The 24,155-nt window shown below is 36.9% G+C and carries 18 protein-coding genes; 2 read left to right on the top strand and 16 right to left on the bottom strand.

Annotated elements, in window-relative coordinates:
* Position 1 precedes the first annotated feature (1 nt).
* Both CBG49_RS07220 and CBG49_RS07215 read left to right on the top strand, forming a co-directional pair.
* Positions 2-955 carry a DNA-processing protein DprA gene (locus tag CBG49_RS07220; RefSeq protein ID WP_227002990.1) on the top strand — a complete coding sequence of 318 codons (954 nt, stop codon included), beginning with the start codon at positions 2-4 and terminating at the stop codon, positions 953-955.
* Positions 956-986: 31 nt separating this feature from the next.
* Positions 987-1,385, top strand: a complete 399-nt coding sequence (locus tag CBG49_RS07215; protein WP_088593969.1) for a hypothetical protein — start codon at positions 987-989, stop codon at positions 1,383-1,385.
* Positions 1,386-1,525: 140 nt separating this feature from the next.
* On the opposite strand, the gene creD is transcribed toward CBG49_RS07215, so the two are convergent.
* The 16 genes from creD to CBG49_RS07135 form a co-directional block, all read right to left on the bottom strand.
* Positions 1,526-2,872, bottom strand: a complete 1,347-nt coding sequence (gene creD / locus CBG49_RS07210; RefSeq protein ID WP_088593968.1) for a cell envelope integrity protein CreD — start codon at positions 2,870-2,872, stop codon at positions 1,526-1,528.
* Between the two features lie 138 nt (positions 2,873-3,010).
* On the bottom strand, positions 3,011-3,313 hold the full coding sequence (locus tag CBG49_RS07205; protein ID WP_088593967.1) for a winged helix-turn-helix domain-containing protein: 303 nt from the start codon (positions 3,311-3,313) through the stop codon (positions 3,011-3,013).
* 53 nt (positions 3,314-3,366) lie between these two features.
* Positions 3,367-3,828: a hypothetical protein gene (locus CBG49_RS07200; RefSeq protein WP_088595284.1), complete on the bottom strand. Its 462-nt coding sequence runs from the start codon at positions 3,826-3,828 to the stop codon at positions 3,367-3,369.
* A gap of 10 nt (positions 3,829-3,838) precedes the next feature.
* On the bottom strand, positions 3,839-4,585 hold the full coding sequence (locus CBG49_RS07195) for a hypothetical protein (RefSeq protein WP_088593966.1): 747 nt from the start codon (positions 4,583-4,585) through the stop codon (positions 3,839-3,841).
* Between the two features lie 6 nt (positions 4,586-4,591).
* The gene (locus CBG49_RS07190; protein ID WP_088593965.1) at positions 4,592-5,206 is read right to left on the bottom strand and encodes a hypothetical protein; all 615 of its coding nucleotides are present in this window, start codon (positions 5,204-5,206) and stop codon (positions 4,592-4,594) included.
* Between the two features lie 183 nt (positions 5,207-5,389).
* Complete coding sequence (locus tag CBG49_RS07185; RefSeq protein ID WP_088593964.1) at positions 5,390-7,360, bottom strand: OmpA family protein; 1,971 nt, start codon at positions 7,358-7,360, stop codon at positions 5,390-5,392.
* 47 nt (positions 7,361-7,407) lie between these two features.
* A complete protein-coding gene (locus CBG49_RS07180) occupies positions 7,408-8,322 on the bottom strand; it encodes a PorP/SprF family type IX secretion system membrane protein (protein ID WP_088593963.1) in 915 nt (304 codons plus the stop codon).
* A gap of 115 nt (positions 8,323-8,437) precedes the next feature.
* On the bottom strand, positions 8,438-12,523 hold the full coding sequence (locus CBG49_RS07175; RefSeq protein WP_157668375.1) for a gliding motility-associated C-terminal domain-containing protein: 4,086 nt from the start codon (positions 12,521-12,523) through the stop codon (positions 8,438-8,440).
* Between the two features lie 127 nt (positions 12,524-12,650).
* Entirely contained in the window at positions 12,651-13,643 is a 993-nt protein-coding gene (locus CBG49_RS07170) for an OmpA family protein (protein WP_088593961.1), read from the bottom strand.
* A 136-nt stretch (positions 13,644-13,779) separates the two neighbouring features.
* Complete coding sequence (locus tag CBG49_RS07165) at positions 13,780-14,394, bottom strand: outer membrane beta-barrel protein (protein ID WP_088593960.1); 615 nt, start codon at positions 14,392-14,394, stop codon at positions 13,780-13,782.
* A gap of 153 nt (positions 14,395-14,547) precedes the next feature.
* Positions 14,548-16,026 carry a proline--tRNA ligase gene (proS, locus tag CBG49_RS07160; RefSeq protein ID WP_088593959.1) on the bottom strand — a complete coding sequence of 493 codons (1,479 nt, stop codon included), beginning with the start codon at positions 16,024-16,026 and terminating at the stop codon, positions 14,548-14,550.
* A 17-nt stretch (positions 16,027-16,043) separates the two neighbouring features.
* Complete coding sequence (locus CBG49_RS07155; protein WP_088593958.1) at positions 16,044-17,684, bottom strand: S41 family peptidase; 1,641 nt, start codon at positions 17,682-17,684, stop codon at positions 16,044-16,046.
* 9 nt (positions 17,685-17,693) lie between these two features.
* Positions 17,694-19,703, bottom strand: coding sequence for a protein-disulfide reductase DsbD family protein (locus CBG49_RS07150; RefSeq protein ID WP_088593957.1), 2,010 nt, complete (start codon positions 19,701-19,703; stop codon positions 17,694-17,696).
* 56 nt (positions 19,704-19,759) lie between these two features.
* A complete protein-coding gene (locus CBG49_RS07145) occupies positions 19,760-21,181 on the bottom strand; it encodes a hypothetical protein (protein ID WP_088593956.1) in 1,422 nt (473 codons plus the stop codon).
* 30 nt (positions 21,182-21,211) lie between these two features.
* Complete coding sequence (locus CBG49_RS07140) at positions 21,212-22,429, bottom strand: RsmB/NOP family class I SAM-dependent RNA methyltransferase (RefSeq protein ID WP_088593955.1); 1,218 nt, start codon at positions 22,427-22,429, stop codon at positions 21,212-21,214.
* Between the two features lie 106 nt (positions 22,430-22,535).
* Positions 22,536-24,152 carry an OmpP1/FadL family transporter gene (locus CBG49_RS07135; RefSeq protein WP_034555380.1) on the bottom strand — a complete coding sequence of 539 codons (1,617 nt, stop codon included), beginning with the start codon at positions 24,150-24,152 and terminating at the stop codon, positions 22,536-22,538.
* Between the last annotated feature and the right edge of the window lie 3 nt (positions 24,153-24,155).

Genomic DNA, 24,155 nt, shown 5'->3' with positions numbered 1-24,155 from the left:
TATGATATTATATACAAAAAATGCTTTAAATGTACTTACAGCACTTTACTATAAAGGCGTTGGAAAAGCTTGGATAGTACGAAATTTTAATCCTAAAGACTCTTTGGAAAAATTAGCTACGAGTCTTAAAACAACGGTACAAGACTTTATTGATAAACGCAATAAAGTTGAAACCATAGTTAAAACTATGGTTGGCTTTGCCGATGGCTTAGTTGCTTTTGGAGACAACAATTTTCCTTTACATAGAGGAAATGTAAAAACAAGTGAACAGCCTATCTTCTTATTCTATAAAGGCGATATTAACTTATTAAACAAAAGTAATAAGAATATTGCTATCATAGGCTTGTTAAAACCAGACCTATACACAGAAGAAATAGAGCAAGAAGTAGTGAATGAGTTAGTGCTAAATGGGGCTACCATTGTAAGTGGTCTAGCTTTAGGTTGCGATAGTGTAGCTCACATACAAGCTTTAAAATCAAACGGAAAAACAGTTGCTATTCTACCAAGTGCACTGAACAGTATTATTCCGCCATCTAACAAAGGTTTAGCTGAAGAAATTGTAGCTAAGGAAGGTCTATTAGTTACTGAATACTTCACAGAACCTTACTCTAAAATGGAATTATTCGCAAGATACAAGGAAAGAGATAGACTCCAAGCTTTATTCAGCGATACAATTATACTCACAGCAAGCTATGTTAAAAATAATTTGGGCAATGATAGTGGATCACGTTTAGCTATGGAGTTCGCAGCAGATTACAATATTCCAAGAGCTGTTATTTACAATCCTCTAACTGATGAGGGTAACCCTAAATACGACTTGAATAGACAGTTAATAAGAGAGGATAAAAAACTTATCATCATCAACAAAGACAATTTTAAAACAGTAAGTAAACAGCTTTTAAAAGATGGAAAGACAATTGAGCAAAAACCACAACAATTGTCATTGTTCTCATAAAACAAATCTAGTATTAACAAAAAATAAACAAATGACAAGTATTGATTTAAACACTCATTTTATATCTGACAATCATATCAGATACAATAATGGCGTAAAGTCTGACGCTAATAACAAAGGTGCTTATCGTGGTATTCTAATAGAAGAATATGACGATGATGTTTTCGGTGATAATAAAACATTTTTAGTAAGTATTCATAACTTAAGAGAAGATAACCCTATTTTTGGGAATATTCAAATGGCTCCTAAACCTATGAAAATTATTAAAAGTAACGATAACTTCATAGAGTTAAGAGGGTATGGATATGATGAAATGGGATACCCTTTCTCTGATTACGGAATTATCCTACATCTATCTGATGATCAAATAGAAAAAGTCACCCTAATAATGTGGGATAGAAATGTAAGAATAGAGTACTTAAAAGCGTAAAAACACACGATGGGAAGAACATCAAAAGAAATAGAACCATTTCATATATCACAAATATAAAAAAGGATTCCTAAAAAAATACACTTTTTAGGAATCTTTTTTTACCTATCCCCTAAGACCTAAAACCTATAACCTGACATCTACCCCCTACTCTCCCACTCCACTTTTCGCGATACGTACATCACAATAGCTAAAATGGTAAATAAACCAATACTGCCCACTAATAAAGCATAGTTTTCAAGCTGAATAATCACATAAATAAATCCGTAGAGTGCCGCTAACGAAAGTCCTATAAAAATAGGAAACTTCTTATTTTTCAGTATAGAAACCGAATAGAAACTAATTAGTACTACCGTCATTACCGATGATATAAAGTAAGCAAACGAGAAACTACTGTGTTCAGTAATAGAAATAAGTAAGGTGTAGAACAAGATAAGGGATAAACCTATCATTGAATATTGAAAGATATGAATCTTTATCTTGCTGATACTTTGTATCAAGAAGAATATCAAGAAAGTAAGAAAGATAACCAAATAACCGTATTTAGTAGCGCGTTCATTCTGTTGATATTGGTCTACAGGAATGATAAAATCTACATCATAAGTGTATTGCGCAATGCTTGGCAAACTTCCAAACGATTGTTGTGCAAACGGACGATTGATGTGCAACACCTTCCACGAAGCGTTAAACCCATTGGTATTTATCTGTTTAGTATAAGGCAAAAAGCTACCAGTAAAGCTGGGGTCAGCCCAATTGGAAGTAAGTGTGCCCTCGGTCGTCTTCCCGATAGGTACAATAGCTATCTTCTTGCTACCATCGTACTGCACCGTAAAACTAAACGACGGGTTTGCCAAAAACTCCTGATAGTTGATAAAACCTGTTTCAAGTGAGGACACCTCATTAGCTTTACTCTCATAATCAGAGTAATAATTTTCATTATCACTTTGCTCATAGATAGGTTCAAAAGCGTAAGTCTTACCCCCTAATTGAATGCTTACCCCGTTTTTGATACTCGCAAGGTTAGTAGTACGGATGAGAATTGTAGCCTTATCCCAACTGATATCCTCATTAGCAATTCCTTTAGCTGTAAAGTTAGGAGCTACATAACTACCTGTAAAATCCATAGTTGCATTAAACACCACCGACTCATAGTTATTGCGCTTCTTCACCTCCGTTTTTACATTCGAAGTATTTTTCAATTCCTCGGGGAAGAAATAAGCATATTGAGTTTCAAAAACATTTTTGTTCTTGTCGCTATACACCTTATAAGGGATTTTGAGAATAGGTCCATAGAAAAAGACCTCGCGCCCCCATTTGCTATCAATCTCATTGATAACCTCCTGCTGACGTTCTTTGCGTTCTCTCACTAAGTTTTGCACTAATAAGAGCGGAATGAGCAATACCAAAGTAAGTGCCCCAATAAGCATCAAACGAAAAGTGTTTGATTGCCATACATTAGATGTTGTTGATGGTTTTTCTGGATACATAATATTTAAATTTACAATTAATAATTAACACTAAAGCGCTTTGTAATTCAAAGTAAGTATATAAAAAAGAAAGGAGATAATATTCCTCCTTTACAGATTGTCCTCCTTCGGGGGTTCGGGGGCAAATTGGCAAATTTACTAATCTGCTAATTTCCCAATAATCTTCTCGAGTGCATTTAAATGTTCTTGGAAAGCCTCTCGACCCTTTTCAGTTACTTTATAAGTTGTATTAGTTTTGCGCCCTATAAACGATTTTTCAATAGTGATATACTCTTCAGCTTCCAAGGCACGGGTATGGCTGGCCAAGTTGCCATCTGTAACACCCAGAAGTTCTTTAAGGGTATTAAAGTCGGCACTTTCATTAACCATTAGTACGGACATGATTGCCAGACGTATACGATGGTCAAAAGACTTGTTGATATGTGCTAAAAGAGACTTCAAAATTAGATAATAGGTATTTAGGTAATAGATAAATAAAACCAGCAAGGGGTCTTTTAATTCTTTTTCTTTTTGGGTTCTATATAGAAATTCTTATCACTTAAAATATTAGTAATCATATATTTCCCTTTGTTATTTTTCTTCAATTGATAATCTACGCAAGTTTTCTTCTTTTCCCAGTCAGAAAGCAAAAAACATACTCTATATCTATCATTACCTAAAGAGGTAATTTTCAAACTGCGATTAAGAGTTTTTGCTTCATAGTCTTGTGCTTGTATAAAAGGGTCATATTCTGGTGAATTATCTTCGCGAGAGGGAGAAAATACTTTATTGAACAATTCCTTAGATACATATTTTAAAAATTGCTCTTCTTTCCATGAATTATCATCATATATTACTTTGTAAAACTCCTTCAAAGTAGCGATAGCCTTTTGGGTATCCGTATCATTGGTTTGTGCTTTTAGGCAGAGCCCTCCTATGAGGAATAATAGGGTTGTAATAAAAAATTTTGTCTTCATAGTATATTTATTATCCATCCCATCCTATATGGGTAATTTCTTTTCCTTCAAAATCTATTTCTAACAAATGATCAGGGGAGAAAATATCCCCAGCACTTATATGAGCAGAGATTCCTATACTCCCAATATCCAAATGACCGCTATATACTTCTAAAGTGTTGTACCAATTGTCATCAGCTTGAGGTGTATATTCAGCACAATGCTCATTGTAATAGCTAATGAGTGTCGCTTTAGCATCCGAAAGCCATTCTAAGTATTCCTTTATTTTGTTAAAACAGCTTTCTATAGGAGTATCTTTGTTTATAAAGAATGAAAAATCCTTTCCTTCTACTTCTTTGTTAAAAATCACTACTTTTTTCGCTGAAAGGATATACTCAATATCCAAACTAAATTCGTCTACTTTCTTGAAATCACCAATTTGAAAAGGTTGCTGTCTTTGCTTTGCTCTCAGTTTGCGAATATCCTTGATACAAAAAGTATTTTTATGCGTTTTAGCTTTATCTTCCAAAACCAATAGTTTGCTTTTCTCCTTATAATTAGTAGTGTCGGCAATGCGTAAGAAAGTCTCATAAGCCGAAAGGTGGTATTCTAATAAAGTGTAGGTATCAGCGAGGATACGTTCTTCTTCTTTAGTGCGCTGGGTTTTAGCTTGCAAGTCGTACAACAAATCGTACAAAGCAATAGCTCCCTCGTGAGAGCCCCCTGCTTTGCGAAAAGCATTAGAAGCATCAATATAGCGCTTTAAGATTTCGGTCATCATATATTATTTTCGTTCATATTTGAAGTGCATAATACCTCCATAGAGAATATGGCATACGCCAAAACCTAATGTCCAGAACAAGAGTCCGTAACCAGGGAAATATACAGCTAATAAGCCTAAAATAATTTCGGTAATACCGAGATAATGCACATCACCAAAGGTGTATTTGCTCACGTTCACACACGCCAAACCGTAGAAAATAAGCGTCATAGGAGCCAACAATCCGTAGTACTCATTTTTGATAAGCAACACACTGAGCAAGCCTCCTGTGAGCAGTGGAATCATAAAGTTATACAATGCCCTTTTAGCAGTAGGTGTTACTAAAGTTTCGCCATTGCGTTTGGCTTTGCGCACTGAAAACAAGTAAGCTGTGAGAATAGAAGCTACAAGCACCGCTAAAGCAATAGCTATAATAGCTTTAAAGGTTTTGCTTTCGATATATACATACGGATAATAGTTATAATGGTGTTGCAATAAGGCATACACTCCTGCTGCTCCCATAAGAGCATACACTCCTGCCAATACCCCCGAAAGTCCGCTAAGCGAAAGAAAAAGGGTAGACTTACGCATCATTTGGCGTATTTCACGTAGATCCTCTAAATATTTATTTTCTTCCATGGTGAAGCACTTTGTGTTGCAAAGTAAATACTAATAGTTGTAACTACCAAATATTTTTGAAACAATTTGTAAAAATATTTTTCTAAACACTGAATTTGAATAGGTTATAAAATTAAAAACTTTGCCAAAGGTTGTAGTAATGTGTTACAACCTTTGGCAAAGTAAAAATATTGATATGTACAATTAGAATTGTACGATGATAAACTCACTTCGGCGGTTAGCTTGGTGTTCCTCTTCGGTACAAGGAACGCCATTAGAGCAACCATTTACCAATTGCGTTTCACCATACCCTTTACCTGTAATTCTGCTTTTATTAATACCGTGACTTACAATCCATTTGATAGTAGATTTAGCGCGGCGCTCAGAAAGTGCTAAATTATATTTATCAGAACCACGGCTATCAGTATGCAAGCGTACATCTACTTTCATTGTAGGGTGTTCTTTCATTATAGCTACTATTTTAGCCAATTGTTCTGCAGCATCTTTGCGGATATTAGCCTTGTCATAATCAAAATAGATATTTTCTATTTTCAATACTTTAGCTAAATCAGTACCTACCTCTATTTTAGGGGTTGCTGGAGGAACCGGGGTGAGCAATACCTCTGCAGTTACTTTTTGGGTGCTATTGAGAGCTACTGATTGTTGTCCGGATTGGTATTGTTCTTTTTCCGATTTGAGTAGCAATTGCAAATCACCACAATCGGCGGTGTAGAGAAGGGAAAAACGTCCTTCTTCATCGGCGGTAGTTTCTTCTAACAAAGTGTTGTTAGCTCCCCATAGCGTTACTTTTGCCATTGGTATAGTTTGCTTAGTATCAGCATCTTTTACCACCCCTGATAGGCTATATTGACAAGTAAAACGCAAAGGTGTATGCTCATAAAAACTATAAATATCGTCACTTCCTTTTCCTCCTGGGCGATTAGAAGTGAGATAACCTATCTTAGTTTTACTATTGATGACATAACAAAAATCATCTTCAGCACTATTGGCGGGACGCCCTATGTTCACAGGTTTAGTAATAGGGTTACCTTCTTCATCTAATTTCACTGCATAGATATCCAAACCACCCAAACCAGGGAAACCATCAGATGAATAGTAAAGGATATTATCGTCTGACACGAAAGGGAAAGACTCGCGTCCTGAAGTATTGATACGATCACCTAAGTTTTCAGGTTTTCCATAACCGCTTTTGAGGATTTTAGCGCGATAGATATCTGAAGAGCCTAAAGTACCTTTCATATCCGATGAAAAGTAAATGTACTTGCCATCGGGACTGAGAGCAGGGTGTGCCACGCTGTGGATATTACTATTGAAAGGCAATTCTTGTATATCACCCCATTTGCCGTGTTTATCTTTAGTTGCTTTAAAGATTTTGAGGAGCACGGTTTGGTCTCCATTAGTTTTCACTTCGTTGTTGATGAAATTGTTACGAGTGAAATACATTGTGTTGCCATCTTTGGTAAAGGCAGCTGTTGATTCATTGAATTTAGTGTTGATACCGTTCAATTTAGATTTTTTAGTAGCTTTCAAGCTATCGGTATTGGCTTCGTAAAGGCTGTAGAAATTATCCCCTGTCCAATCGGAACGGCGCTTGAGGAATCCGCTTTTAGAAGTAGCATATACGATGTTATCACCATAGAAAGCTGTGCCATATTCCGATTTTTTAGTATTGATTTCTAACAAATTGAGCTCCATACGCCCTGAATTGCGTTTTACTTCGGCTTGATAATCTCTATTTTTGAGAAAAAGGGCAGCACGCGTATCTTGTTTGCCAGCCAATTCAACAAACTTATCCATTATCTTATCAGATTTATCGTAATCGCCCACAGTTTTGAGAGTTTGGGCATAACGATAGTAATATTCAGGTTTGATATTGAAAGGCTTGTTAGTTTTAGCATCTTTGCCTTCAAAAAGCTTGGCATACCACTTATTAGCTTGTTGATAATCGGCGTTGTAGTAATAAGCATTACCGAGATTTTCTAAAAGTTCTTGAGGTTGAGTACCTCTTTTGGCAATACTCTCATAAGCGTTGATAGCCTCTACATAATCTAAGTTTTTATAATGTTGAGCTGCTTTTTTGAGAGCATCTTTTTCATTTTGGGCATAGCCTATTTGTAGAGCTATTAGTGTAATAGCTAAAAGAAATTTTTTCATAAGTTTAATTTTCTTTTTTATTTTATGCTTGAATTTTTCTTTTGATGTTAGAAGAATCGAGGAGATACGATTTTTTTGTAGGTTTTTACCAATTCATAACGCAAGAAGATTTCGTGTGAACCTGAGTTGTATTTGCGCAATTCGGTAGTTTCAAAATCATATCCATACCCTGCAAACCAACGGTCGTTGATTTGAAAACCTGCCATTACACTCACCGCTGCCGACCAGCGATAAGCTCCTCCTATCACAAATTTTTCGTTGAACATAAAGTTTGCTGAGAAATCTAACTGCAAAGGAGCTCCAAAGGATACTTTAGATAGTACAGCGGGTTTGAATTTTGTATTCTCAGTAAGATCAAATACATAACCTCCTATCAAATATAGGTGTTGTGAATTTTTTAACACTGATACTGAACTGTTATTATAATGAGTTGTTTCGAGCATATTAGGCACTGAAAAACCTATGTAGTATTTATCGGTATACCAATAAACTCCAGCCCCTATGTTAGGTGAAAATACGCTCTCTGTGCCCTCAAGACTGGGATCAGAATTATCTTGTTTGCGCAGTTCGTTATAATCTATTTGAAATATACTTGCTGATCCATTGATACCAAAAGCCAACTTAGAATTTTCAAAGTTTAGGGTATACGATACATCTATCGCCAAATCGGTTTGGGTTTGAGGTCCTATACTTTCGCGGAAGATACTCCCGCCCAAGCCTATATTGCGCAAGCGTTCCATTGGTTGGTGATAACTGATGCTCCCATTTGTAGGTGCTCCACTGATACCTACCCATTGAGTACGAAACATTCCAAAGAGGCTCCCCACTTCACGCGATCCTGTATAAGCAGGGTTAAAGAGCATCGTATTATACATATACTGAGTATATTGAGATTCTTGTTGGGCAAAAATCTCGGTACAGAATAACATTGTTACTGCTGAAAAAACTGCTTTTTTAATCATTTTATTAAACTTTCTATACTTATTTTATCTTGTTAAATTTGGAGTAAAATCGGGCAAAGGTACATATTTTTTCGCAATAACACAGCTTCTCGTGAAAAATATTTTCACTTAGTGTTTATTTTTTCAAATATAACCAACCTATTTTTCTTTGTTTTTGATGGTTTTCATCGGTATATTCTATAAAGTAAAAATAAGTACCTATGGGTAATTCTAAAGATTTTTTAACAGTCACTTCCCCTTGTGTAAAACCTTTAAACGATTGGTTTTTATTATCATAGCCGGTTACTTCAAATACTTTAAGTCCGTTTTTATTATAAATTCGAACTATATTCTCAGGGTATTTTTCAATGCCTTCTATATGGAAATAATCATTTTTGTTATCCCCATTGAGAGAGATACCATTATAAGGAGTTAGTGAAGTGGCAGGGTTATCATCTTGAGGTTGAGGAGGTTGAGGAGGTGTAGGAGTAGTAGGAGTAAGCACATCAGGCACAATTACTTCAACTGTTGTAGCGTCGCAAATGGTGAGATTTTCTATACACAACTCATAATTAAGTGTATAAGTACCTGCAGGTGTATGAGTAGGCACAAGTACATCACCTGTGGCTGTATCTATGTAAGGTTCTTTATCGGTAGGTTCTTCGGCTTCGATATTGATATCGTCGTCGGGTAGTTCGATAGGGTTATCGTTAATCGTATCGTTATCCAATATATTCCCAACGATTGTATTCCCCGTATAAGTGAATGTATCGGGTGTTACCACCAAGGTAGGAGGCGGTGTGGAGGGAGGAATTACGGACACCCTCACCGTAGCACTATCACAATTAGAACGATGATGTACATCGCAAATGCGATATTCCAAAGTATATGTACCAATGGGCGTAGCTTGAGGAATAAGTACATTTCCTGCTAAACTAACTGACAAAATATAAAAATTATTACTGTCTTTGCTACCGCCAATGGCTTGGAAATTAACCAAAGAAGCATCAACCATTTGATCGCCTATACTATCGTTGTGGTATATACTTTCGGTAATGGTAGTCGTTCCTATAGTAACAGTATATGTATCATCGCGAGCTACAACGGGAAGGATCGGGATTTCAGTTATCACCACTGTAATGGTAGCCGTAGCACAATTATGTATGTCGTTCATATCACAAATGCGATATTGCAAAGTATAAGTACCCGTAGGGGTACCTTGAGGAATAAGGATATTCCCCGCTAAATTAACCGACAGAATATAGAAGTTATTACGGTCTTTGTTACCTCCAATCGCTTGAAAATTAACCAAAGAAGTGTTAGCCGTTTGCTCACCTATACTATCGTTGTGGTATATACTTTCGGTAATGGTAGTCGTTCCAACTGTAACGGTATACGTATCATCACGGGCAATCACGAGAGGTTTGCTAACAATTACCGTAACAGTAGCCAACCCGCTGCAATTATAAGGGGCTACTTTGGCACAAAGACTGTAGGTTAGCGTATAAATACCTGCAGAAGTATTTGCGGGTAAAACAACTTCACCCGTAGAAGTAGCAATGTATGGCGTATTCGCCGATGCAGTAGTAGTGCTGATAGTAACACTCGCTGTGGTTATCGATTGAGTGTTGTAACTATCGTTGGTGAGGATATTACCTAAGACGGTGGTGTGAGTCGTTGTGGTGTGAGTAAAAGTATCGTTGACAACAGTTAGTTGTATAGGGGAAGGATTTACTACTACTGTAACAGTAGCCAACCCACTGCAATTATAAGGGGCTGTTTTGGCACAAAGACTGTAAGTTAACGTATAAATACCAGCAGAAGTTTTTGCGGGTAGGACAACTTCACCCGTAGGAGTAGCAATGTATGGCACATTCGCGGATGCAGTGGTGGTGCTGATAGTAACACTCGCTGTGGTTATCGATTGAGTGTTGTAACTATCGTTGGTGAGGATATTACCTAAGACGGTGCTGTGAGTCGTTGTGGTGTGAGTGAAAGTATCGTTGACAACAGTTAGTTGTATAGGGGAAGGATTTACTACTACTGTAACAGTAGCCAACCCGCTGCAATTATAAGGAGCTACTTTGGCACAAAGACTGTAGGTTAGCGTATAAATACCAGCAGAAGTGTTTGCCGGTAGGACAACTTCACCCGTAGAAGTAGCAATGTATGGTGCATTTGCGGATGCAGTGGTGGTGCTAATAGTAACACTCGCTGTGGTTATCGATTGAGTGTTGTAACTATCGTTAGTGAGGATATTACCTAAGACAGTGCTGTGAGTCGTTGTGGTGTGAGTAAAAGTATCGTTGACAACAGTTAGTTGTATAGGGGAAGGATTTACTACTACTGTAACAGTAGCCAACCCGCTGCAATTATAAGGAGCTACTTTGGCACAAAGACTGTAAGTTAACGTATAAATACCTACAGAAGTGTTTGCGGGTAGGACAACTTCACCCGTAGAAGTAGCGATGTATGGTGCATTTGCGGATGCAGTGGTGGTGCTAATAGTAACACTCGCTGTGGTTATCGATTGAGTGTTGTAACTATCGTTGGTGAGGATATTACCTAAGACGGTGGTGTGAGTCGTTGTGGTGTGAGTAAAAGTATCGTCGGCGACAGTTAGTTGTATAGGGGAAGGATTTACTACTACTGTAACAGTAGCCAACCCACTGCAATTATAAGGAGCTACTTTGGCACAAAGACTGTAGGTTAACGTGTAAATACCTGCAGAAGTGTTTGCGGGTAAAACAACTTCACCCGTAGGAGTAGCAATGTATGGCTCATTTGCCGATGCAGTAGTGGTGCTAATAGTAACACTCGCTGTGGTTATTGATTGAGTGTTGTAACTATCGTTGGTGAGGATATTACCTAAGACAGTGGTGTGAGTCGTTGTGGTGTGAGTAAAAGTATCGTTGACGACAGTTAGTTGTATAGGGTGCAATAAGAGGTCGTCTATAGGAATGGTTACTTCTTTTTTGATTGAGGTATAGAGGAGTGCAGCCTCGCAAGCTCCATTACCACTTTCTTCTGTGGTGTAATACACCATTTTTGAGGTAGGTACAAATGATAGTTTTTCATTGGTTTGCAACTTTAAGGTATAATCAAAAGAATCGTTTTTCTTCTTTCCTTGTGGTAACAAAAAAGTATGTTCTACCAACCCTTCTGGTAACTGAAATACTTTTTTCACGCCTCCTAATGAAAATATAGGAGTAATACCTTTAGGTAATTGCACTTTTAAATACGATTTTTCACCCGTTTGGAATGTTTTATCTTTTGTATTTATTATAGCCTTGCCTTTATACAGTACTTCATCAGTTATTTTTCCAGTTATTTTTCCTTTTTGGTAGGACAATTTGTTTAATACTGTATAGTTAGAAACTATCTTTTTAGTTATTTCACTAACTTGAAAGAAACCTTCAGTTGAGAAATCACTTCCCCAATAAACTTGATATTGTATAGGGGTTGGTGAAAAACAATTGTCAATCTCATATTCTTGAGCAAGAGAGAGTTCAGCATCCTCTTCTTTTTTCAATAGTTTTACATTTATTTTGTACAAATACAATCCTTTTTTAGCAAATTCTTTAGGGACTGCTGTTTCAGGGGTGAGCAGATGGTAGTTAAGTTCTTTTTTGTAATAAAGAGCTTTGTTTTTTATGTTATCGGGATATTGTATAGATAGGTAAAACTCCTTTATATAACCCTCACCTAAATTTTTAACAGTCAATCCTCTTCTATTTTCTCCTTTGGAGCCTACCTCTATAGGATCCATTGCTGTGGTTAATTTTGGGAATTTGAGCTGGTAAAATTCTGAGGTTTGTTTTTCTACTGTTTTACCTCCAAGTATAGCTTCTACTACATCACTATAATTTACATTGGCTTTTACTTGTTTATTAAAATTTCTATGAATTAAAATTTTCACAACACTTTCGGGGGCAGCTGTAATTATAAAAATAGGTTGATTAGCTGTAGAAGTTGTTGTTTTTTCTATCTTGACAGAAGTTTTTTCTTGTTGAGGTATTTCTATTTTTGAATAGCTTATCCCTTCGGGAAAAGAAACTTTTAAGCCCACTGAGGTCTCTCCTTTAGGTATTTTTACTTCAACCACTAAAGGAGTGGCAAACTTTGACATAGCAATATGAATAGATGTATTAACAGTGAGTTTATTGATAATATTCTGGCTATGAACAGTGCTTATTAAAAAGAAAAGCAGTAGAGTGTTCATAAATATTTGCATTTTCCTACACATTTTCTCGTATCATTTAATAAATACGGTGCAAATATAGGAATTTTTCATTAACAAAACAACAAAAAACATTAAATATTTTTTATCAATATTTAACAAGTATTTTTTAATCAACGATAAACTCTACACGTTTATTAGCCTGATGTTCTTCTTCGGTACAAGGTACCCCTTTTTCACAACCATTTACCAACTGGGTAGCCCCATAACCTTTGGCGGTGATACGATGGGAAGCAATCCCTTGTTTGATAAGCCATTGTTCAATAGATTTGGCTTGTGTTTCAGTGAGTTCTCTGTTGTATTTATCGTTTCCTCTACTATCAGTATGTACTTTTACAATGATATTTAAGGACGGGTTTTCTTCTAAAAAAGCGACTATTTTAGCCAATTGTACAGCGGCATCTTTACGGATATTAGTATGACCAAAATCGAAGTGAATATTATCAATATTGAATATATTTGCGAGATTATCACCTTTGTTCACCTCAAAAACATTAGGAAATAAGGTATATACTTTTTGTTGAGCTGTAGTTAAAACAATAGGCTGACTCATCAGTTCGTAGTTAGGTTTTTGTATTTCGATATAGGCTTCTTGGAAGTTAGGATATATTTTATTAACAGAAAAGACGAAAAATCCATTTATATCGGTAGTATCGGTGAGAGTTTCGCCATCAGCATTTATTAAGAGGATTTGTGCTCCCTCTACTACAGTTCCTTTCTCGGCATCAGTAACTAATCCCATTAAATCATTTGGGGTTGTATTGGGGTGTTTAGTAAAAAGCAATTGCATTTTATCATCAAAGATATTCATTTGCTTTTTAGCTTCGCTATTTTTATTAGTTTTTTGCAACAATACAGCATAGCGATAATGCTCTATGGGTTCTAATTGGTAGCCTATCCCTCTCATCAATTTTTGGTAGTATTTAAGTGCTTGCGCCTCGTTATGAGTACTGTAGTAGTAGTTCGCTAAACGCGTAACTACTTCTTGTGTTTCATAACCACGCTCTACTACTTTTTGATATAGTTGAGCGGGAATCACTTGAACTTGAGCTGTAGCCAAAGTAAGATTGACCAATAACAGCCATAATAGTTTTGCTTTCATATTATTATATCTTTCTTTCCGACTACAAATATATAAAAAATAAATGAAAGTTGTATCTATAAAAGTAAAAAACACCTCTAAAAGTATTAATTTAGAGGTGTTTTTTGAAAAATTCATTAAGGTAAGCCTTATACTTTTAGAAAAGTATGTAAGTTAAACCAAATGCTGCGTGGCTTCCAAAGAAGTTGTTAAACTCATTGATGTTTACATTAAATTGATTAGCAGCTTCACTATTTTCAGGCTTAAGAGATTTGAATGATACCACATCAGCTAAAACAAAGTTGATAGCAAGTTTAGGAGTTACGAAATAATTAACACCTGCTCCTACTCCAATACCAAATTGTGTGTATTTGTCTTTTTCAGTACCACTTGCTCCTTGTCTTCTAGGGAAATTTAAAGATGCACCACCTTCACCATACACTTTGAAACGTTTTCCTAATTCAAGGAAGTAGTAACGTCCAAAAACATCAAAACCAAAAGAGGTGTTCTTACTTACTTGGCTTCCATTACTTTTTTGTTTTTCACTTGTAATGATCAGTCCTGCACCCAAGGCAAACTTATCAGTTAGGAAGAATCCTGCCTGTGGAGTAAATGTAAGTGTATTACTTTTTGTTGATCCTACAGAGGTAGAATGAATCTTAAAGTTACCGTCTAAAAAAAGGTTACCTTTTTTAAAGCCAAAATCGCCGTCCTGAGCTGAAGCAATGCCAAAAGCAAATACGGCCACTAATGATAAAATGATTTTTTTCATCGTATAAATGTTTTTAGTTAAAATTTATAAGGCAAAGATAAATCTTATTTTTATATCTACCAAATAAAATGTGAAAAATTTTACACCATTTTTATAAAATGTTTGAGATACAACATTTTAGAATTACACAATAATTATTTTTTTTTACATTTTTTAATAGGCTTTAGCAAATAGTACACGTTTGGTAGAGGGTTTACCAGAGTAAATGCATACGCCTGCTTCTTCTTTAGCATCCAATGGAATACAACGTATTGTCGCTTTAGTTTCCTCTTTGATACGTTCTTCAGTTTCGGGGGTACCATCCCAGTGAGCTGAAAGAAACCCGCCTTTAGTTTCGAGCAATTCCTTAAACTCATCATAGCTATTTACCTCAGTAATATGAGTGTTGCGGTATTCTAATGCTTTCTTGTAAATATTGTCTTGTATATCCTCTAACAGTTGTTGAATATGAGCAACAATTTGGTCGCCAGCTACTGTTTCTTTGGTAAGTGTATCGCGACGAGCTACCTCAAAGGTATTGTGTTCTATATCACGTTGCCCTACAGCTAAGCGCACGGGTACCCCTTTAAGTTCGTACTCGTGGAATTTAAATCCTGGTGATTGAGTATCGCGATCATCGAATTTTACACTAATACCGCGTTTTTTAAGTTCTTCCACTAAAGGTTGGATGTGAGTGCGCACTTTCTCTAATTGTTCTTCACCTTTATAGATAGGCACAATCACCACTTGTATAGGGGCTAATTTAGGAGGCAATACCAAGCCATTATCGTCGCTATGAGTCATAATCAAAGCCCCCATTAGGCGGGTTGAGACCCCCCAAGAGCTCGCCCATACGTATTCTTGTTTACCTTCTTTGGTAGCATATTTCACTTCAAAGGCTTTGGCAAAATTCTGACCTAAGAAGTGTGAGGTTCCTGCTTGCAAGGCTTTACCATCTTGCATCATTGCCTCTATACAAAATGTTTCATCAGCACCTGCAAAACGCTCACTTTCAGTTTTTAGTCCTTTTATCACAGGCACTGCCATAAAGTTCTCTACGAAAGTAGCATAGACGTTCATCATTTTTTCAGCTTCTTCAAGAGCTTCGGCTTTGGTAGCGTGAGCGGTGTGTCCCTCCTGCCATAGAAACTCAGCGGTGCGCAAAAACAAGCGGGTGCGCATCTCCCAGCGCACTACATTTGCCCATTGGTTGATGAGTATTGGCAAATCACGGTAAGACTGAATCCAGTTTTTATAAGTACTCCAGATAATTGCCTCGGAAGTAGGGCGTACAATTAGTTCTTCTTCTAATTTAGCTTCGGGGTCTACTATCAATTTACCTTTTTCATTAGGGTCGGTTTTGAGACGATAGTGGGTTACTACCGCACATTCTTTAGCAAACCCTTCAGCATTTTCTTCTTCAGCTTCAAAATAACTTTTGGGAACAAATAGCGGAAAATAGGCATTGGTATGCCCCGTCTCTTTGAACATACGGTCGAGTTCTGCTTGCATTTTTTCCCAAATAGCATAGCCATAAGGTTTGATTACCATACAGCCACGCACGCCTGAACTTTCGGCTAAATCGGCTTTTACAACCAATTCGTTATACCATTTAGAATAGTCTTCACTACGTGATGTTAAATTCTTGCTCATATATTTTTTAAACTCTTTTATAGATTAGCAGTTCTTCTTCTTGTTTTTGATTTGTGAGGAGTAACGTTAGTATGCTTTGTTTTGTAGTAATACAAACATTTTTCTATGTAAAAATCATTTTGATTGCGAATGAGCCCCGCTACATTATCGTTGAACCAAATTTCGGCTAAACTCGCTTTGAGATATTTGGAAATATCGGCTATATTTCTGTTAAAATCTATTTGGATACGCCTATTTTTCAAGAAAGCGGCAAAGGCTTTTAGCATTTCTTTTGATATTTTATAATCGGTGATGAAATACGCTTTAGAGGGTCGTCTGTTTTGTGATGGGTGTTTATCTAAATACTCAAACAGAAAGAAATTGGTAAGCCCCGAATTGAGTACCTCGTTCACCATATAAGTTTCGGGGTTCATATCTATAGGGACATACACATCGGGGTAAATTCCACCACCTCCATATACCACTTTCCCTTTAGGGGTGATAAACTTCAATGAATCGGGGATAGAAGCTTCATCTATTTCAAAACTTCGGCGCTGGTGGCGCAAGTTATAAGGTTTTTGGATAGAACGCCCTGTAGGGGTGTAGTAACGGGCAGTGGTGAGACGTACTGCTGAACCATCGGGTAAGGGCATTTCGCTTTGTACCAATCCTTTACCAAAAGTTCTGCGCCCTACAATCACTCCCCTATCGTTATCTTGCAAAGCTCCCGCTACAATCTCACTGGCAGACGCACTATTTTCGTTTACTAAGACGAATAGAGGTTTATTTTCAAAAAGACCACCATCGGTAGCATAAGTTTCTTCAATTTCTTTGCGATTGTTTTTAGTAAATACAATCATCTTGTTTTTATGCAGAAACTCATCGGCAATTTGTATACCTACATTGAGGAATCCACCTGAATTGTTTCGCAAGTCTAAAATCAAACTGTTAATACCTTCTTTTTCTAAGGCTTTCAAAGCAGATGTAAATTCATCGGTAGTGGTTTCGGCAAAGCGATTCATACGAATATAGCCCAGTGTATCATTCACTTTGTAGAAGCAATCTATACTCCTAATAGGGATAAACTTACGTTGTATAGACAATTTGAAAATACTATCACTGCTTTTGCGGTAGATTGTCAAATCGACTTTAGATTCCATTTCACCTTTGAGGATATTTTTGATTTTATCGGTGTTTAAATGTTTTTTAAACAGCGTATCACGTCCAGCCATCAAGATACGGTCGCCAAAGCGGATACCTTTGTGCATTGCATCGCTCCCCTCAACAGGTTTGATTACAGCAATTGTATCATTATACATATAGAAGCTAATGCCTACGCCAACGAACTTACCACTCATTGTTTCGGCTACCTCTTGAATATCGTTTTTAGAGATATAGGTAGAATGAGGGTCTAACTTGCGCAAAATGCTATTAATTGTAAGATCGACGATACTATCGGTATTTACCTTATCCACATAATCTTCCTCAATATAATCTATAAGTTTACCGAGCTTTACCTTATAAGGATTTTCGGGTACCGTATCTATATCGGTGATAGGCATAGGCACGGGAGGAGGCGGTTTGGGAATATAAAAGTTCGCCAACTGACGACCTAATATAAGCCCCAATGCCAAACTTAAACCTATAAGAATTGGGAGTATGTAGAGTTTGTTTTTCATTGAATGATATTATTTGCCAAAGGCACTTATTCCGCTGTGTAGCCAAGAGCTAAACTTTTCTACGTCGGGGGTATAACCTACGGGGGGTACTAAGTTTTGTTCGTCGTGCCCCATTAACACGTATAGGGGTTGTGAGTTAGAATGGTAACGCAAGGCTTGGAACTCACTCCATTTTTGCCCTATTGTTTTTATCATTTTACCTTCTCGTATTTTAGAAGGTTTTACTTCATTTTCGGGCAGTTCGTTTTTGTCATCAACTAATAGTGAGATGAGTACTACCTTATTTTTCAAGATGTTCAGTACTTCAGGTTTGCCCCATACATTATCTTCCATCTTACGGCAGTTCACACACGACTTACCTGTAAAATCTAATAACACAGGTTTCCCTACTTGTTTGGCATATTCCAATCCTTGCTGGTAATCATTAAAGGTTACAATGTCATAAGGTTGGAATAAGTGAGCACCTTGTGGCAATTCTTCAGAAGAGGTAACTGTTGTAGCAGTATTGCCTTTGTGCCCCACACCGTAAGGAGATTCGCTGTAATATTGTGGAGGTGGAAACCCGCTGATAATACTTAAAGGGGCGCCCCATAAACCAGGAATAAGATATACAGTAAAGGATAAACTTACCAACCCCAATAATAGTCTTCCTACTGAAATACGGTCGGTAGCATCGTCGTGAGGCAAGCGTATTTTTCCAAAAAGGTAGAGCGATAAAGCTCCGAAAATGGCAATCCATATAGCGATAAACACCTCACGTTCTAACCAATGTAAATCCCAAACCAAATCGGCTATGGAAAGGAATTTGAATGCTAACGCCAATTCTAAAAAACCTAATACTACTTTTACAGTATTCATCCAACCACCTGATTTAGGCAAGGAGTGCAACCAACCAGGGAAGGCTGCAAACAAGGCAAAAGGTAAAGCAATAGCCAATGAAAAACCAAACATTCCCATAATAGGAGCTATCCCCCCTTGTGAAGCTGCTTGTACTAATAACGAACCTACAATAGGGCCTGTACACGAGAAAGATACTATGGCTAACGCCAACGCCATAAAGAAAATTCCGATAAAACCACTGCGGTCGGCTTGGGCATCAATCTTAGTACTCCACGAGCTGGGCAAGGTGATTTCGAACGCACCTAAAAACGAAATGGCAAATACTACCAATATCAAGAAAAAGATAAGATTAAACAAGGAGTTACTCGCTAAAGCGTTTAGCACATCTGCCCCAAAGATAGCTGTTACTACCGAACCTAATAATACATAAATCACAATGATAGAAATACCATAACTTATTGCATTTCTGATGCCTTTAGCTTTTGTTTTGCTCTGTTTGGTAAAATAGCTCACCGTCATAGGAATCATAGGGAAAACACAAGGAGTGAGTAAGGCAGCAAAGCCCGAAAGAAAAGATATAAAGAATATTGTCCACAGACCTTGACGTGAGATAGGGGTAGTAGCAGGAGCTTTTGGTGTTGTTTGGCTCACAGTAGTTGCAGGAACTGTATTATTTGCATCGGTATTATTACCAAAAGTAAACTGAGGAGTTGCCCCTTGATTAGTAGTAGCTGTTCCTGAAAGGAAAAATTCTAAATCCACAGTGTCGGGAGGCAGACAATTGCTATCGTCACAACTCATAAACTCAACTTCAGCTTTGATAGAAGTAAGTTCGCCTAACAGTTTGATGCGTTGTTTGAAAACTGCTTGTTTATAGAAATAAGCAATTTCCATATCGAACACCTTATCGTGTTTTACTATGGGTTTAGACTCTTCTGTTTTTCCTACTAACTCAAAAGTAGGCGTTTGGGTGTATTTAAAGGAGGTAGGTACAGGTCCGTTAGGCGGGATGTTTTGTCCGTAGAGTTTCCAACCTGCCTCAATGGAAGCTGTTGCTACCAAATAATATTCGTTATCGTTGATTTTTTCAACCGCTGTTTTCCATTTTACAGGGTTGTGTATTTGAGCATTTGCTATAGTTGCAAAAGCAATAAGCAGTAATGTAGTGAGTTTTTTCATTCAGTCGTTTTATTTAAGAGTGCAAAATTACAACAAAATAATGATTTATACAACATTTAAAAATCTCTCAAATTTTCAAATATATCTTCTTTTTCTTTTATGGTCAGTGAAGTGAGTTCTCCCAAGATATTGAAAGCATCCCAAATCTCTTCTCTTTCCAAAGTGTCGATATGATGTTTCTTGTCTATTTCATTGAAAATGGCTATGAAATTTTCTAATGTTTTCAAAGCTTCGTCCTTATCTTTGTTAGCTGATAGTTTTTTATAAGCATCAGTATATGCCTTCATTGCTTTTTTAGCTACCGAAGGTTTAGTACCCTCTCTGCCATCCCAGTCTCTTAAAGGATTATCTAAGTTGGCTTTTATCCATTCATCAGTACGGGCTTGTTTAATGTCCAGCTCATCAATGCCTTTAAACTCTTTTTTAACCTTATCGGCTACTACTTTGGGTACAGACCATAAGGTAATAGAGCTCAAATTAGGCATTTCGGTTTTCTTTACAAAACTATCAAAATCATAAAGATTTGAAAGCCAAACTGATTCCAAGTGCTGAAACTTAACCAAAGCCTCTATATTTCTTAAAGAAGCATTCTCTCCATTAATCATCAGGAATTCTAAGTTAGGGAAAGCATCAGCAATTTCGGCTATATCTACACTATAATTTTTATCAGAAAATATATTGAGAGATCTAACTTCTCGAAGCCCTTTGAACTTTAGATAGCCACTATTAAAATTTGAAAAGCGAAGGTGCAAAAGTTCTCCCTCAAAAGGACATAGAATTTCTTTAATTGTTGAAAAATCACCAAGTGTACAAAACGTTTGTATATAGCGGTTTAGCACTATTTTTTCTATATGACTATCTCGTATGACTATCGAGTATATACCACTTGCTGAAATATCAACAATTGCCTCATTGACTTCTTCAAGTTCTAAATCACTTACTTGTTGGTTTTCTTTCAGAAAAGACTGTAGTTGAGCATCAAAAATACAACTTTCAACCTCATAGGCAAGAGGTTTTTCTTGTAATAAGGAAGTGTAAAAGTCCTTATTCTCACTACGAGTAATCTTTATAGTTTTGTTTCGGGGTCTCTGTTCTTTAAAGCTATTTTTAAAAGCATCTGGCAATTGATTCCATTGGTATTGCAAAGAAAATTGCTCCATACCAAAGGTACTAAAATGTTCATTTGTAGGGGTTTCAATAGGTGTGCTATTGCCTATAAAAATAGGATTGAAAGCCCATAACTCACCTGTGTAGAGGTAAAAATTTGTTGTATGCCAATAGTGGTGGTCTAAAACAAAGGGTTTAGCCTTCTTCAGGGCATCAAGTGTGGGAACTTCTTTGCTGAAAATATCTAAAAGAACAGCAATGGTTCCTCTGCTATCATCTTTTACAACTATCTGTGCCGACACGTAAAAATTCCATCTCTTTAAGTAGAGAGAATATATATCACCTATTTTCAGTTCGTTAGTATTTTTCATATCAATATAGTAAAAATATAGGGCGAAAAATTAATCATTAATAACCATCCTTGCCATATAGAAGCCATCGTAACCTGATTGATGTGCAAATATCACTTCTTCAGCCTCTAAACGAAAATCTTTTCCAGCTTCCGAAGCCAAGAATTTTTCTACTTGTTGGTGGTTTTCACTCGGCAATATAGAACAAGTTGCATAGACGAGTTTGCCTCCTTTCTTGAGTAATTTACTATACTGTTGCAAGATTTCTTGTTGGGTAGCGCGTATCTCGTCTAAAAACTCAGGGCGCAATTTCCACTTGGCATCGGGGTTACGACGCAATACTCCCAAACCACTACAAGGAGCATCAATGAGCACACGGTCGGCAGTGCCTTGCAAGCGTTTGAGTTGTTTAGGGTCTATCAGTTTGGGTTCTATGTTGAAAGCCCCATTACGGCGTGCTCGGCGTTTGAGTTCTTGCAACTTCTGCTCATAGATATCCATTGCAATCACCTGACCTTTATTTTGCAATAGGTTGGCTATATGGAGCGTTTTGCCTCCTGCCCCAGCACAAGCGTCGATTACACGCTTCACGTTGCTATCTATCATCATAAAAGGAGCAACTTTTTGAGAAGAAGCATCTTGCACTTCAAAGAGACCATCGGCAAAGGCTTGAGTTTTAAAGATATTGCCGCGTTCTACTAATTGCAACGCATTAGGATAGTCACGCAAGGGATAAGTAGCCACTCCTTCTTGTTGTAAAAACTGTTGCAAGCGTTCTAAAGAAGTTTTAAGGGTATTGACACGCAACACTACAGGTGCTAAACTATTGAGAGCGTGGAGTTCGTTATTCCAAAGGGTTTCGCCTAACTCTTGTACTCCCAAGGTATCTAACCAATCGGGGACTGATTCGCGGAGTTTTCTCACCTTAGAAAGCTCATCAAACTTGCCTTTGATACGACGGGCAGGGGTATCCTCAAAGTAATTTCCCCAATCGGGCAAAGTAATACTTTTTAGGGTTGCCCACACGGCAAACATACGGCGCAGGTTATGTACTGTAAAGGGTTCGTGTACTTCTGCTATTTCGGCATAGAGGCGTTTCCAACGCACGATGTCATAAATAGTTTCGGCGATGAAAGCTCTATCGCGAGCGCCCCAACGTTTATCTCTTTTGAGTTGTTTTTCAACTACTTTATCGGCATATTGCCCTTCATTGAAGATAAAGGTAAGCCCCTCTATCACGGCATCAACTAAGTTTCTGTGTAATTTCATTATACTAAAAATGAGACGGCAATTTTTTTATTACCGTCTCTTTTTTGAAGGGCGAATTACAATTCGCCCCTACAATATGATACAAAAGTAATTCTAATTTATTTAATTAAAAGAGCTGAGCAGTAAAGGTAAACAAGAAGTTACCATAAGTAGATTTGATTTGAGCATTATCAGTAAGTACACGATCGTACATTTGGTATAGGTTAGTTTGTTTAGCAATATCATAAGAGGCATCTAAACGAATACCACCTAAAGTAACTCCTGCTCCAAACGAATAACCTGTAAGGTCACCTACAGTAGCTATAGCTTTGCGATATGGACTTTGCTCGTAACGATAACCTGCCCGAAGGCTTACATAGTTAGTAGTTGCTGGATTATCTTTGAGCAGTTGGAAAGGAATACGGAACTCTCCTCCTATGCGCAAAGTAGAAGTGTCACCTAAATCATTATTGAAAGCTGTGTTATAGCCTTTCATATTATTACTTGTGTATTTCAGGTTTTCATAAGCTTTATAAGTATAATCTACACTCAGGATAGCTCTTTTCATTATAGTATAAGCAATACTTCCCGTCCAAGCGCTGGGGGTGCGGAATTTATATTCTCGTTCGTACCAAATTTCATCACCATAGCGATTTATAAGGTCTATATCGGTATCCATTTCCTTCCCAGTATTTGTATTGAGTACTGTTGCTTTCAATTCTTGGTGAGATTCTTCTTTCATTGTATACCACGTAGGTGATTGGTAACTAACTCCTAAACGCAAATTTTCAGTAGCTTTTATAATTGTTCCTAATTGTAATGAAAAGCCCTCTCCTTTTGTATTGATATATTGTTGATGATTTGCATAGCGCAAAAATGGATTAGCTGCTTGAAAATCATTATCTCTTAAACTATAAAAAGCTTTTTCATTGATATTGTGAAAATTCAAGTTTAACCCTAAGTTAATAAAATCACCCAACTGTGAGGCAAAGTTGAAATTATACTTATTAGCATAACCAGAACGCTCTACTTCATAGAGCTGTAATCGTTCTAAAGCATCGCCATTTGCGTGATAGGCAGTTTCAGTAGCAGCTCCAGAGTTAGGCGATATCACCTGACTTAAAATTCCTAAATAAGCCATTTGAGCTGCATAACCTTGTCGTTTACCTAATGTAGCGAAGAATTCTCCTATATCTCTTTGATTATTTGCTGTAACGCGGTCGGGACCACCAGAAAAAGTGCCTAAAGGAAAAGGATTCCCGTTGTTGCCATTTGTAGCATAATCAAAAAAGTAGTTATCTATTCCTCGACGATTATAGGCTGAATAAGAGAATTTATCATTATCTAACACTTTTGTTTGTAGATAATTAAATCCGAAGCTTATTTTTTTCCAAGTTTCTGAAACATTAGGTAGTACAAGCACTATTCCAAAATGATTTAGATTAAAATCATTTTTTGTTTGTTTACTACTTCTATCAAGAAAAGTAATATTTCTCTTGTGATTATTATTAGTTAAAGAAAATGAAATTTCTGATCCACTAAAAATAGCACTCCCAGCAGGATTGACATTAATAGCTGAAAAATCACCTCCTAATGCTCCAAAAGCACCACTCATAGCTTTAAAACGAGCTGTTCCTGTAAGATCTTCTGTTCCATAACGAAAGATATCGGTATATTCTTGTGCTTTTACATTAGCTACTAACAAAGAAGCTCCTAAAAATAATATGTAATTAATTCTTTTCATTTG

Origin of the sequence: Capnocytophaga endodontalis (assembly GCF_002209445.1) — a bacterium.
Taxonomy (GTDB): domain Bacteria; phylum Bacteroidota; class Bacteroidia; order Flavobacteriales; family Flavobacteriaceae; genus Capnocytophaga; species Capnocytophaga periodontitidis.
This window is presented reverse-complemented; position numbering and strand designations above follow the sequence as displayed.